Here is an 11445-nt window from a genome sequence, read left to right as displayed (position 1 = left end):
CATTTTGCTTTCACGAATAGAAAGATAGAAGCTTACAAAAGAGGCGAAAGGTGGTAATTTTCGTCGCCTAGAATTCAGTAATATGGGACTCAATAATGCACTCTACATGGCAACCGGCCGCAACCATTAAACAGTTAAAGCAACGTGCTGATATCCTTAATCAAATTCGTCAGTTCTTTGCTGAGCGAAACGTGATGGAAGTGGATACGCCTGCGATGAGCCACGCCACGGTGACGGACGTGCATTTGCATACTTTCAAAACTGAATTCGTAGGGCCGGGTTATGCACACGGTCAGCCACTGTTCTTTATGACTAGCCCTGAGTTTCATATGAAACGTCTATTAGCGGCGGGCAGTGGCTGTATTTACCAAATTTGTAAGTCTTTCCGTAACGAAGAAAATGGCCGTTACCACAACCCTGAGTTCACCATGTTGGAGTGGTATCGCGTTGGCTTTGATCACCATGACCTGATGGATGAAATGGATTTGTTGTTACAGCAGGTACTTAAATCGGGCTCAGCAGAGCGAATGACTTACCAACAAGCCTTTATTGACGTGTTAGGTGTGTGTCCCCTGGAAGATTCGATGGCTACGCTAAAGCAAGCTGCGGCGAAACTTGGGCTCAGCGACATTGCAGAACCAGAAGAAGACCGCGACACCTTGCTGCAGCTGCTGTTTAGTATTGGGGTTGAAGCTAAGATAGGGCAACAAGTGCCTGCGTTTGTTTATGACTTCCCAGCATCACAAGCGGCGTTAGCCAAGATTAACCCGAATGATCCACGAGTGGCGGATCGCTTTGAGGTATATTTCAAAGGGATTGAATTGGCAAACGGCTTCCATGAGCTGGATAAACCACAAGAGCAGCTCAAGCGCTTTGAAGATGACAATGCCAAACGCATTGAGATGGGCTTATCGCCTCAACCGATTGACCATCATTTGATTGAGGCGTTAAAAGCGGGCTTACCAGACTGTGCGGGTGTTGCTCTAGGTATCGACCGTCTGATCATGCTGGCGTTAGGTTATGACCACATCGATGACGTGACCGCTTTTCCGTTCCCGCGCTCTTAGCTCTCTGTTCAGTTAGTCTTACTTACTGTTTGACTAACTGACTTGAATCCCAGTACCACTATTCTACTAGAATACCTGTACCCACTACGGCAACAATAGCCCCGATCCAAGCGTAGGCGTTCGGTCTCTGCTTGGTGTACAGCCAGAGTATCGGTAACAACATGATTGGCGTGGTTGAAGATAACAGAGCGACCATGCCGACATTACCTTCCTGCAGCGCATACAAAATCAGCGTCATTCCCACCGCCATCGCTAAAAACCCGTTAACTGCGGTAATCGCAAATATTTGACCATTCATTGGGTTGATTGCGCGTGAGAGCTTGGCGCCCGTTAAGCGAAATGCGGAGTGAGCAACAAAAGCGGTAATCATACGAATCGCTGAAGCGGCAACAGGGTCTATGCTGGTTTGCATCACGGGCTTGGCAATAATCCCACCTAATGCTTGGCAGATAGCCGCTGTGATTCCCAGTGCAACGCCAATCCACACAGTGCCTTTGATGGTTTCGAGTTGGTTGTTGGCTTGTCCTCGACGACCAAAGAATATCGCGGTTAATACACCACTGAACACCAACGCTGAGCCAATCAGCTCAACAGAAGTCATGCTTTCGCTAAATAGGAAGTAACCAAGAATCGCCGAGAACACGGCATGACAAGAGAACAGCAAACCTGCTTGGCGCGGTCCCATTCGATTCAAACAGGCAAATAGGGCGGTATCACCAATGAAGATGCCAATTAGCCCAGACAGCATCATCGGCGTGACGAGGTCAGCTTCGACCGTTGACCAACCGCCAGTAAACCAAGCCATGCTCGATAAGATGATAGCAGTGCAACCCATGCGCCATCGGCTATAGGCGAAAGAACCTAAGTGTTGAGCAGGCTTTACTGACATCAGGCTCGCGATGGCCCAAAGAAAAGCGGCAGCAAGAGCCAACCATTCGAATCCCATCTGAATAACATCCTTGTGTCTGGGATAAATAAGCTCATCAATATGCATTAAACCGGACTGAGAGCAAAGTGATTCTTATGAAAAGAACCACTTTGTTTCAGTTATCGGTTTACGTCACCTGCCGCTCGGTGGTGAGGTTTAACTTATTACTTTGTTTGAGATGAGTTATACCTTAAAACGCTCCACATCTCGGCGCATCGACTCGGCAGCGCTACTCATTTCATTTGAGCTATTGCGACTGCTTTCAGCTTGTTGTGCAAGATCGTCGGAGGCATCTTTGATCCCTTGCGTATTACGGCTGATGTCTTCGCTTACTGCGCGTTGCTCTTCCGCAGCACTCGCTATTTGCAGCGCCATATCGTTGATTTCAGAGATTGCCTGAGTGATTTTAGAGAGGCTGCCATGAGCTTGCTCTGCGAAGCCAACGCTGTTCTCAGCCAGTTGAGTGCTAGTAGTCATGCTTTCTACGGCATGTTCGGTATTCTTTTGCAGCGTATCAATCATCACGCGGATTTCTTCGGTCGAGCCATGCGTTCTTTGGCTGAGCACTCGAACCTCGTCTGCAACCACCGCAAATCCACGACCTTGCTCTCCCGCGCGCGCCGCTTCAATCGCGGCATTCAATGCCAACAGGTTGGTTTGTTCGGCAATGCTTTGAATGGTGGATAGTATCTGATTGATGCTTTGCGCGTTGTTTTCCAGTTCTCGAATAACATTGGCAGCGTCTTCAACCTGAGTTGCAAGGCCAGTAATCGCATCGCGGTTTTGTTGAATAACCTCTTGGCCTTCGTTACAAGCGGTGGCTGACGCTTGAGAAGCGGATGCCGTGAGTTCGGCATGGCTAGCCACTTCAGCTGCCGTGGCTGACATCTCATGAATCGCGGTCGCTATTTGATTGATATCGTTTTGCTGATTCTCAACTCGAATGGAGGATTGGGTAGCCAGTTGATTGGCTTTTTCTGCATGATTGTTGAGATCGTGGCTGTGCTCTATTACACCCTTCAACATGCTTTGCATCTGGCTCAAGAACTGGTTTACAAGCTCGGCCAGTTTGCCAATCTCATCCATACGCGTGATATCAATACGTTGAGTGAGGTCGCCTCTGCCTTGAGCAAGCTGAGTCAGTGCTTCTGATAAGGTTTGTAATGGGGAAAGCAGTCGGTTGATTACCATTGTGCTCGCAATCGAAATCACGATGTACAGAATCAAAGAGGTCAGGGAGATGAACTGAATCGCGTCAGATACCGCAGAGAACGCCATTTCTTTATCGATAACAATACCCAGTGACCAATCGGTATTCGGGACGTTGGCAATGTAGACCATTTTATCCCCTTGGCCAGGCCAAGTTAGCGTAGTGATCATTTGGCCTTGGAGCAGTTGCGACACTTTGTTGGCCGTTAGCTCCGGATTCAAACTGGTCAGTGGTTTCTGACTTAGCTCTTCATCACTGTAGGCAACGATATTGTTGTTACCGTCGACTAAAAACGCGAAGCCATCGTTATCGAGTTTCACGTTGAGCACGGTGTCGATAATGCTGGTTACGGTTAAGTCTGCCGCGAGGACACCTTGTTTTTCACCGTTGAATGCTTTCGCAAAGCTGATGACAATGCTGCCGTCAAAGTCTTGATAAGGTTCGGTAATGATGAGGTCTGATGTTGCGTTGGCGTCTTTATACCAAGGGCGGGTGCGTGGGTCGTAGCCTGCTGGCCAATCTTCACCTTTGTCGCCATACGCGATAGTGCCGTCGCTGAATCCGGCATAAACAGACAAGAATTGTCCAGCTTGTTTGGTGATTAGCAACTCGCGGTCAGAGTTACTGTTGCTTGAAATGGTCGGTTCATTAGCAAGCATCATATCGCTGCGAGTCGAGAGCCAATCGGCAATATAATTCGTCGTGCCAGCACTGACATTTCTCATTTCTTGGTTGATCGCGACTTCAGTTTCTTGAGTCAGTTGATTAACCGATATCCAGGCTTGAGCGCCACTCACGACGGCAATAATGACCGCAATTGCGATCTGAATTTTAAATTTAATAGTATGTCTCAAGGTCTATTCCTCTCTTATTAGACAAAAACCTAACTACAGTGACGTACTTGATGGTGAATTGATGTGTCTCTGATGCGTGTATAGTGCCGCTGTCTTAGGCTGAATGACTGTGTTTGAAATCATAAATTCTTAATATATTTGCTCTGCTTTTTGTAAAACAGTGAAGTAAAATCACAGTTATCTGTTGATTGAAATGTCAGTTAATTACTTGGTATGGAGTGGTATAGATGGAAAAAAGCGCCAAATTTACATTCAGCGCTTTAGTTAGGATTAAAGGGGAGCGTTAACGCTTACTAGGTGATGATAAACAGGGCGAGGTAAACCATCAGCAAGCCCACAATACCTAAGATGATGCCCATCTTCGCCATGTCTTTGCTTTCGATAAGCCCGGTCGAGTAGGCCAGTGAGTTTGGTGGTGTCGATACGGGTAAAATCATACCAAGTGACGCAGAGAAGGCGACCACAACCAGCAAGCCTTGCAGGCCACCAATCGCAACTAGGCTTTCCATGGAAGCACCAATTGCAGCGGCTATCGGCATCAGCAAGTTGGCCGTCGCAGTGTTTGACATGAAGTTCGCCATTAACCAACACACAATAGATAACGTCAGTACCACAGCCGCCGGTGACAGCGACTCATAGTCAATCGCGTGTGCGAGTGCAGCGGCTAAGCCTGTTTTATCAAGGCCGATACCAATCGCGATACCACCTGCGACCAGCCACAACACATCCCAGTTGATCAGCTTGAGCTCTTCTTTGCCCATGATGCCTGTGAGCGTAAACACAGCCAGTGGAATAATAGAGACCACATAGGTGTTCATGCCATGCAGTTTGGTGGTCATCCACAATAAGATTGTCGCAGCGAAGGTGATGTAAACCACAATCGCTCGCCAGCTCTTTCTAAATTGTCCATCGAGCTTGAGCACCATGTTTCTTTCTTTAGAAGGGAAGAGTTTTTGTAGAAGAAACCAAGCGATGGTGAGTTGGATGATCACAAAGGGTAAGCCCATCATCATCCAGCTGAGGAAGTCGATGGTATTTTCACCCGTTAGGTATTGCAGCGCGATGGCATTGGGTGGTGTACCGATTGGGGTTGCGATACCGCCAGTATTGGCAGCAATTGGAATACACAACACGAGCGCTTTGATACCCATATCGCCTTTTGGTGCAGATGCCACGATAGGACCTAACAGCGCAAGCATCATTACCGTTGTTGCTGTATTCGACATGAACATTGAGAACACCGCGGTGATAAGCATTAAACCCAGCATAATGAAGCGCGGTTCTGTACCAAATGGTTTGAGAAGCACTCGAGCTAGGTTGTTATCGAGTTCGTACTTGGATGCGGATATCGCAAGAGCAAAACCACCCATGAAAAGGATGATGATCGGTGACGAAAATGCACCGAAGATGTCGGTATATTTGATTAACTCACCGAGATCGTGCCCCGCTGGTGGATTTCGAAATAGGTGTAAACCTTTGTCAGATATCATCACCAGTTCAAGCGCAATGATCAAAATGGAAGTGGCGAATACCGGAACAGGTTCAAGCACCCACAGTAGAGCGGCCAACAAGAATATCGCCAACAAGCGGTGTTGAATCAGCGTGAGATCATCGATTGGTATTGAATCTATCGGCATGAATAACACGCCTAAGGGAATCGCAAAACAAATCAACAGCTTGACCAGAACGCCAACATTGAGTTTAGGCATGTACAAAGACCCTATAAATAAAATATCTTCAAATAGAGTAAGTTATCTGGATTTCTGGTACTTGGAGACGGGTTGGAAAATCAAAAAGTTGTTTAAGGTTTCGACAGTTGTTTTGTTTTTGGTCAATCTTTTATCTGGGCAATTAGAGACAAGAGTGAGAAGCAGCAGGTGGCTGGGCAGGGTTTGAAAGCTTGGGTTGTTAGAGCTTGAGTAGCAAATGAATCGGTAGAGTTAAGAAAAAGGCGCGTTCTTTTCTAAAATAGAAATAGAAAAAGTAACGCGCCTTGAAAGCTTAAATGAGTTAACTCAAATCGTTAAGCTTGGTCAGTGTTCTCTGCTGAATCAACAGCTTCAGTCTCAACTTCTTTACCTGCAATGTGTGCGAAAGGTGTACCTAACACAGTTTTCTCACCATTTTGCATCGTGTCGTCAAACTTGATCGCATCTTTAGCGAACAGGTTGATAACGGTTGAACCAAGCTTAAAGCGGCCCATCTCTTCGCCTTTCTTCAAGATGATTGCTTTGTCACCTTGTGCAGGGTAATCCCATTTGTAAACCGAGTTACCACGAGGTGGGGTGATGGTACCTGCCCATACTTGCTCGATGCTGCCAACGATAGTTGCGCCAACCAGCACTTGTGCCATTGGGCCAAACTCAGTATCAAAGATACAAACCACACGCTCGTTACGTGCGAATAGGTTTGGAACGTTCTCTGCCGTTAACGGGTTAACTGAGAAAAGGTCACCTGGAACGTAGATCATCTGGCGCAGTGTGCCGTCGCATGGCATGTGCACGCGGTGGTAATCACTTGGAGACAGGTAAAGCGTTGCGAATTCACCGTCTTTAAATTCATCCGCTAGAGCAGCATCACCACCCAATAGCTCGCGAGCTGAGTAGTTATGGCCTTTCGCTTGAATCAGTTGACCGTCAGTAATTGGGCCAAATTGGCTCACACGTGCATCTGCAGGGTGAACAATAACAGACTCCCCTTCAGCGATAGGGCGCATGCCTTCTTTCAATTCACGCACGAAGAATTCATTGAATGTTTTAAAGTGTTTTGGATCGCTATGCAGAGCTTCATCCATGTTCACTTTGTATTGCTTGATGAACCAGTTGATGATCGCTGTCGTTAAGCCGCCCGCTTTAGCAGACGCAAGTTTGCCGACTAGGCGAGTTAATCCATGTTGTGGAATCCAGTACTGCAATCCAACTTTAATCTTATCCATTGTATTAATTTTCCAATGCTAATTGTTTTTCAATTAAATCTGTCGATGACGGTTTAGGGCGCGAGATGTTACTTAAATTCGCGCCAATTGTCAGTAAATGCACACATTTGTTCACAAAAACGCGATTAGAGATCGGCTTTTTTGTTGCGTGAATACTGACGGTTATCTTTGTTACTCGCCATGCTTTCAATGATGCGGTGGTAGTTGTCGAAACGTAATCGACTGATCTTTCCGTTTTCTACCGCTTCGCGCAGGATGCAGCCTGGGTCATCAATGTGTTTACAGTCACGGAACTTACAACCGCCAAGGTAAGGCTTGAACTCGATAAAGGCTTCAGTGATTTCGTCAGCTTCTAGGTGCCATAGGCCGAATTCACGTACTCCTGGAGAATCAATCAGATCACCACCAGAAGGGAAGTGGTACAGACGAGCTGCCGTGGTTGTGTGCTGACCAAGACCTGAGTTCTCAGAGACTTCGCCTTCTTCAATGTCTAGCGTAGGCATTAATGCATTCACTAGGCTTGATTTACCCACACCCGATTGACCAACAAAGATGTTGATACGGTCTTTGAGTTCAGCTTCCAGCTCTTTGATGCCGTAGCCAGACTCTTTACTCACGAACATCACTTTATAGCCGATCTTCTCGTACTCTTTAAGTGTTTCACGGTATTCAGCAATCTGCTCATCAGTCAGTAGATCGACCTTGTTCAGTACAACAAGCGGCGCGATGTTTACCGTTTCTGAAGCAATTAGGTAACGGTCGATAATATTAAGTGATAGCTCTGGTAGCACAGCCGATACGATAACCATTTGGTCGACGTTCGCAGCTACTGGCTTTAGGCCATCGTAGTAATCAGGGCGAGTCAGCATTGAAGTTCTCGGTTCAACCGCTTCCACAACGCCAGAAATACCGGCCATTGATTCTAAGCCTGCGCGCCAAGTCACTCGGTCACCAGAAACTAAAGTCTCGATACTACGGCGTAAGTTACAACGATGAACTTCGTTAGTTTCAAGATCTTCGATATCAGCATGTTGGCCAAAGCGCGTAATCACGAGTCCGCTTTTGGTTCCGCCAAGCATGTTCTCATCCCATTGGATTGAATCTTCTTTCTTGAGTCGCTTGTTCTGGTTGCTACGTACACGACGTACTTGACCTTTGGTTAACTTCTTTTTTTTAGCCACAATTTTTCACTTAACACATCTAACTTGATGATTGGGGACTCAAACAGGATGTTGCTGGTACCACGTGATTTCGATGGTCCTAAAGCTAGTTTGAGTATAGTTATTTGGGTATAGTACCTCTTTTACACATAAACAAATAGGCGACGCCTTATGTCCTTTAGCGATCAGAACCTTATTTGGGTTGATCTAGAGATGACAGGACTTGATCCTGAAACTCATAAAATCATTGAAATTGCTACTATCGTTACTGATAGTGAGCTTAACATCCTGGCTGAAGGACCTGTTTTGGCTATTCACCAACCTCAGAGTGAATTAGACAAGATGGACGAGTGGTGTACAACGACGCACACTGGCAGCGGCCTCGTGAAGCGAATTCAAGAAAGCACGGTTTCAGAGCAAGATGCCATCCAACAAACGATTGAGTTTCTTGAAAAATGGGTACCAAAAGGCAAGTCACCAATTTGTGGCAACAGCATTGGTCAAGACCGCCGTTTCCTATACAAGCACATGCCAGAGTTAGAAGAGTACTTCCACTACCGCTATGTTGACGTAAGCACTCTGAAAGAGCTGACTCGTCGTTGGAAACCTGAAGTGTTAGATGGTTTTTCTAAGTCGGGAAGTCACCTTGCGTTAGACGATATTCGAGAGTCGATTGCCGAGCTGCAGTACTACCGAAAAACGATTATTAACATCTAGTCGGATAAAATGATCACGTTTATCTAACTTTTCAGGGACATAAGAGCTAATTTTTTTGCAAATCTGTGTGCTTTTACAGCAGTTGAGTAAAAAGTTTCGTAATTTTGCATTAAGGACTTGCATCACAAAAAAATGCTCTTATAATTCGCAGCCCTGAACGGCGAAAGACGTTTTCAGATTGCGATACTAGCTCAGTTGGTAGAGCGCAACCTTGCCAAGGTTGAGGTCATCGGTTCGAACCCGATGTATCGCTCCAATTTGTAGGTTACGGCGAAAGCGGTAATCGAAAGGTGAAAGACCTTTTATAATGCGATACTAGCTCAGTTGGTAGAGCGCAACCTTGCCAAGGTTGAGGTCATCGGTTCGAACCCGATGTATCGCTCCAAATTCTATTCTTAGAGCTTTGCTCAGAATGAAAATGGTTTAGTCTCATTGTCTTAAACAATGCATCCGGACGCGGGATGGAGCAGTTTGGTAGCTCGTCGGGCTCATAACCCGAAGGTCGTCGGTTCAAATCCGGCTCCCGCAACCACATTACAGTTAAGCGCCGTTTATTGTCCAAGGCAGTAAGAGCCGCGATTAACTAATGCGATACTAGCTCAGTTGGTAGAGCGCAACCTTGCCAAGGTTGAGGTCATCGGTTCGAACCCGATGTATCGCTCCAAATTCTATTCTTAGAGCTTTGCTCAGAATGAAAATGGTTTAGTCTCATTGTCTTAAACAATGCATCCGGACGCGGGATGGAGCAGTTTGGTAGCTCGTCGGGCTCATAACCCGAAGGTCGTCGGTTCAAATCCGGCTCCCGCAACCACATTACAGTTAAGCGCTATCTGTTGCCCAAGGCGGTAAGAGCAGCGAATAACTAATGCGATACTAGCTCAGTTGGTAGAGCGCAACCTTGCCAAGGTTGAGGTCATCGGTTCGAACCCGATGTATCGCTCCAATTTAAAGCCTCATTGTCTTAAACAATGCATCCGGACGCGGGATGGAGCAGTTTGGTAGCTCGTCGGGCTCATAACCCGAAGGTCGTCGGTTCAAATCCGGCTCCCGCAACCACATTACAGTTAAGCGCTATCTGTTGCCCAAGGCAGTAAGAGCAGCGACTAACTAATGCGATACTAGCTCAGTTGGTAGAGCGCAACCTTGCCAAGGTTGAGGTCATCGGTTCGAACCCGATGTATCGCTCCAATTTAAAGCCTCATTGTCTTAAACAATGCATCCGGACGCGGGATGGAGCAGTTTGGTAGCTCGTCGGGCTCATAACCCGAAGGTCGTCGGTTCAAATCCGGCTCCCGCAACCACATTACAGTTAAGCGCTATCTGTTGCCCAAGGCAGTAAGAGCAGCGACTAACTAATGCGATACTAGCTCAGTTGGTAGAGCGCAACCTTGCCAAGGTTGAGGTCATCGGTTCGAACCCGATGTATCGCTCCACTTTCTTTTCGAAGATAGTGGGAAGTTTCATCAACTTAATTGATGCATCCGGACGCGGGATGGAGCAGTTTGGTAGCTCGTCGGGCTCATAACCCGAAGGTCGTCGGTTCAAATCCGGCTCCCGCAACCACATTACAGTTAAGCGCTATCTGTTGCCCAAGGCAGTAAGAGCAGCGAATAACTAATGCGATACTAGCTCAGTTGGTAGAGCGCAACCTTGCCAAGGTTGAGGTCATCGGTTCGAACCCGATGTATCGCTCCAAATTCTCTCTTTTTAGAGAACAGAGTCATTAACTTAAATAATGCATTCGGACGCGGGATGGAGCAGTTTGGTAGCTCGTCGGGCTCATAACCCGAAGGTCGTCGGTTCAAATCCGGCTCCCGCAACCACATTAAAGTTAGGCGCTATCTGTTGCCCAAGGCGGTAAGAGTAGCGATTAACTAATGCGATACTAGCTCAGTTGGTAGAGCGCAACCTTGCCAAGGTTGAGGTCATCGGTTCGAACCCGATGTATCGCTCCACTTTCTTTTCGAAGAGAGAGGAAGCCTCATTGTCTTAAACAATGCATCCGGACGCGGGATGGAGCAGTTTGGTAGCTCGTCGGGCTCATAACCCGAAGGTCGTCGGTTCAAATCCGGCTCCCGCAACCACATTACAGTTAAGCGCTATCTGTTGCCCAAGGCGGTAAGAGTAGCGATTAACTAATGCGATACTAGCTCAGTTGGTAGAGCGCAACCTTGCCAAGGTTGAGGTCATCGGTTCGAACCCGATGTATCGCTCCAGCTTTCTTCTAAAAAGCTATTAAGACTCTTTAAACCACCGTGTTTTTCTTTAGATCACAGAGTTTAAAGACGACCTTAAGGGTCACGCTCTTTCTTTAATGCTGCGAAGCATAATCCCCCCAAAAAGCAAATAATCCTCCATCATGGTGGATATTTTTTTGTCTTAAATTTTTCTTAGCAACTGGAATGCTAGTAAACATCAGGTCTCTGAAGCAGATACTTGAGGTTTTTCACATCTATAAACAGACTTATCCACAAAATGTTAGGTGTGGATAACTTGGTTGATAAAGTTGTTTCAGGCTTAATTCTTTACCTATCCCTAAAAGATCTTTCTTGTTTTCAATATATTAGATGAATT

At 46.6% G+C, this 11445-nt stretch carries 7 protein-coding genes and 16 tRNA genes; 18 read left to right on the top strand and 5 right to left on the bottom strand.

Features of this window, described 5'->3' with window-relative positions; genetic code table 11:
- Window positions 1-95 precede the first annotated feature (95 nt).
- Window positions 96-1067 (top strand): elongation factor P--(R)-beta-lysine ligase, encoded by a 972-nt coding sequence (epmA, locus tag OCV19_RS14915; RefSeq protein WP_065677189.1) that lies wholly within the window; start codon window positions 96-98, stop codon window positions 1065-1067.
- Window positions 1068-1125: 58 nt separating this feature from the next.
- On the opposite strand, the gene OCV19_RS14910 is transcribed toward epmA, so the two are convergent.
- The 5 genes from OCV19_RS14910 to rsgA all read right to left on the bottom strand — a co-directional run bounded on the left by OCV19_RS14910 (window position 1126) and on the right by rsgA (window position 8175).
- Window positions 1126-2013 carry a DMT family transporter gene (locus OCV19_RS14910; protein WP_065677190.1) on the bottom strand — a complete coding sequence of 296 codons (888 nt, stop codon included), beginning with the start codon at window positions 2011-2013 and terminating at the stop codon, window positions 1126-1128.
- 165 nt (window positions 2014-2178) lie between these two features.
- Entirely contained in the window at window positions 2179-4059 is a 1881-nt protein-coding gene (locus tag OCV19_RS14905) for a methyl-accepting chemotaxis protein (RefSeq protein WP_065677191.1), read from the bottom strand.
- A 293-nt stretch (window positions 4060-4352) separates the two neighbouring features.
- Window positions 4353-5768 (bottom strand): SLC13 family permease, encoded by a 1416-nt coding sequence (locus OCV19_RS14900; RefSeq protein ID WP_017061303.1) that lies wholly within the window; start codon window positions 5766-5768, stop codon window positions 4353-4355.
- A 314-nt stretch (window positions 5769-6082) separates the two neighbouring features.
- Window positions 6083-6994 carry an archaetidylserine decarboxylase gene (asd, locus tag OCV19_RS14895; protein WP_050052348.1) on the bottom strand — a complete coding sequence of 304 codons (912 nt, stop codon included), beginning with the start codon at window positions 6992-6994 and terminating at the stop codon, window positions 6083-6085.
- 125 nt (window positions 6995-7119) lie between these two features.
- Window positions 7120-8175, bottom strand: coding sequence for a small ribosomal subunit biogenesis GTPase RsgA (gene rsgA, locus OCV19_RS14890; RefSeq protein ID WP_017061306.1), 1056 nt, complete (start codon window positions 8173-8175; stop codon window positions 7120-7122).
- A 150-nt stretch (window positions 8176-8325) separates the two neighbouring features.
- On the opposite strand from rsgA, the gene orn reads away from it, so the two are divergent.
- From orn to OCV19_RS14805, 17 genes are all read left to right on the top strand, one after another.
- Window positions 8326-8871, top strand: a complete 546-nt coding sequence (orn, locus tag OCV19_RS14885) for an oligoribonuclease (RefSeq protein WP_010434065.1) — start codon at window positions 8326-8328, stop codon at window positions 8869-8871.
- Between the two features lie 180 nt (window positions 8872-9051).
- Window positions 9052-9127 (top strand) — tRNA-Gly (locus OCV19_RS14880).
- A gap of 53 nt (window positions 9128-9180) precedes the next feature.
- Window positions 9181-9256: transfer RNA gene (locus tag OCV19_RS14875), tRNA-Gly, on the top strand.
- Between the two features lie 70 nt (window positions 9257-9326).
- Window positions 9327-9403 (top strand) — tRNA-Met (locus OCV19_RS14870).
- Window positions 9404-9459: 56 nt separating this feature from the next.
- Window positions 9460-9535 (top strand) — tRNA-Gly (locus OCV19_RS14865).
- A 70-nt stretch (window positions 9536-9605) separates the two neighbouring features.
- Window positions 9606-9682, top strand: a tRNA-Met gene (locus OCV19_RS14860).
- A gap of 56 nt (window positions 9683-9738) precedes the next feature.
- Window positions 9739-9814: transfer RNA gene (locus OCV19_RS14855), tRNA-Gly, on the top strand.
- 36 nt (window positions 9815-9850) lie between these two features.
- A tRNA-Met gene (locus OCV19_RS14850) sits at window positions 9851-9927 on the top strand.
- Between the two features lie 56 nt (window positions 9928-9983).
- Window positions 9984-10059, top strand: a tRNA-Gly gene (locus OCV19_RS14845).
- A 36-nt stretch (window positions 10060-10095) separates the two neighbouring features.
- Window positions 10096-10172, top strand: a tRNA-Met gene (locus OCV19_RS14840).
- 56 nt (window positions 10173-10228) lie between these two features.
- A tRNA-Gly gene (locus tag OCV19_RS14835) sits at window positions 10229-10304 on the top strand.
- Window positions 10305-10357: 53 nt separating this feature from the next.
- Window positions 10358-10434 (top strand) — tRNA-Met (locus tag OCV19_RS14830).
- Window positions 10435-10490: 56 nt separating this feature from the next.
- A tRNA-Gly gene (locus OCV19_RS14825) sits at window positions 10491-10566 on the top strand.
- Between the two features lie 51 nt (window positions 10567-10617).
- A tRNA-Met gene (locus OCV19_RS14820) sits at window positions 10618-10694 on the top strand.
- Between the two features lie 56 nt (window positions 10695-10750).
- Window positions 10751-10826: transfer RNA gene (locus OCV19_RS14815), tRNA-Gly, on the top strand.
- Window positions 10827-10878: 52 nt separating this feature from the next.
- Window positions 10879-10955: transfer RNA gene (locus OCV19_RS14810), tRNA-Met, on the top strand.
- A 56-nt stretch (window positions 10956-11011) separates the two neighbouring features.
- Window positions 11012-11087 (top strand) — tRNA-Gly (locus OCV19_RS14805).
- Window positions 11088-11445 lie beyond the last annotated feature (358 nt).

It is taken from the genome of Vibrio celticus (assembly GCF_024347335.1).
Lineage (GTDB): Bacteria > Pseudomonadota > Gammaproteobacteria > Enterobacterales > Vibrionaceae > Vibrio > Vibrio celticus.
This window is presented reverse-complemented; position numbering and strand designations above follow the sequence as displayed.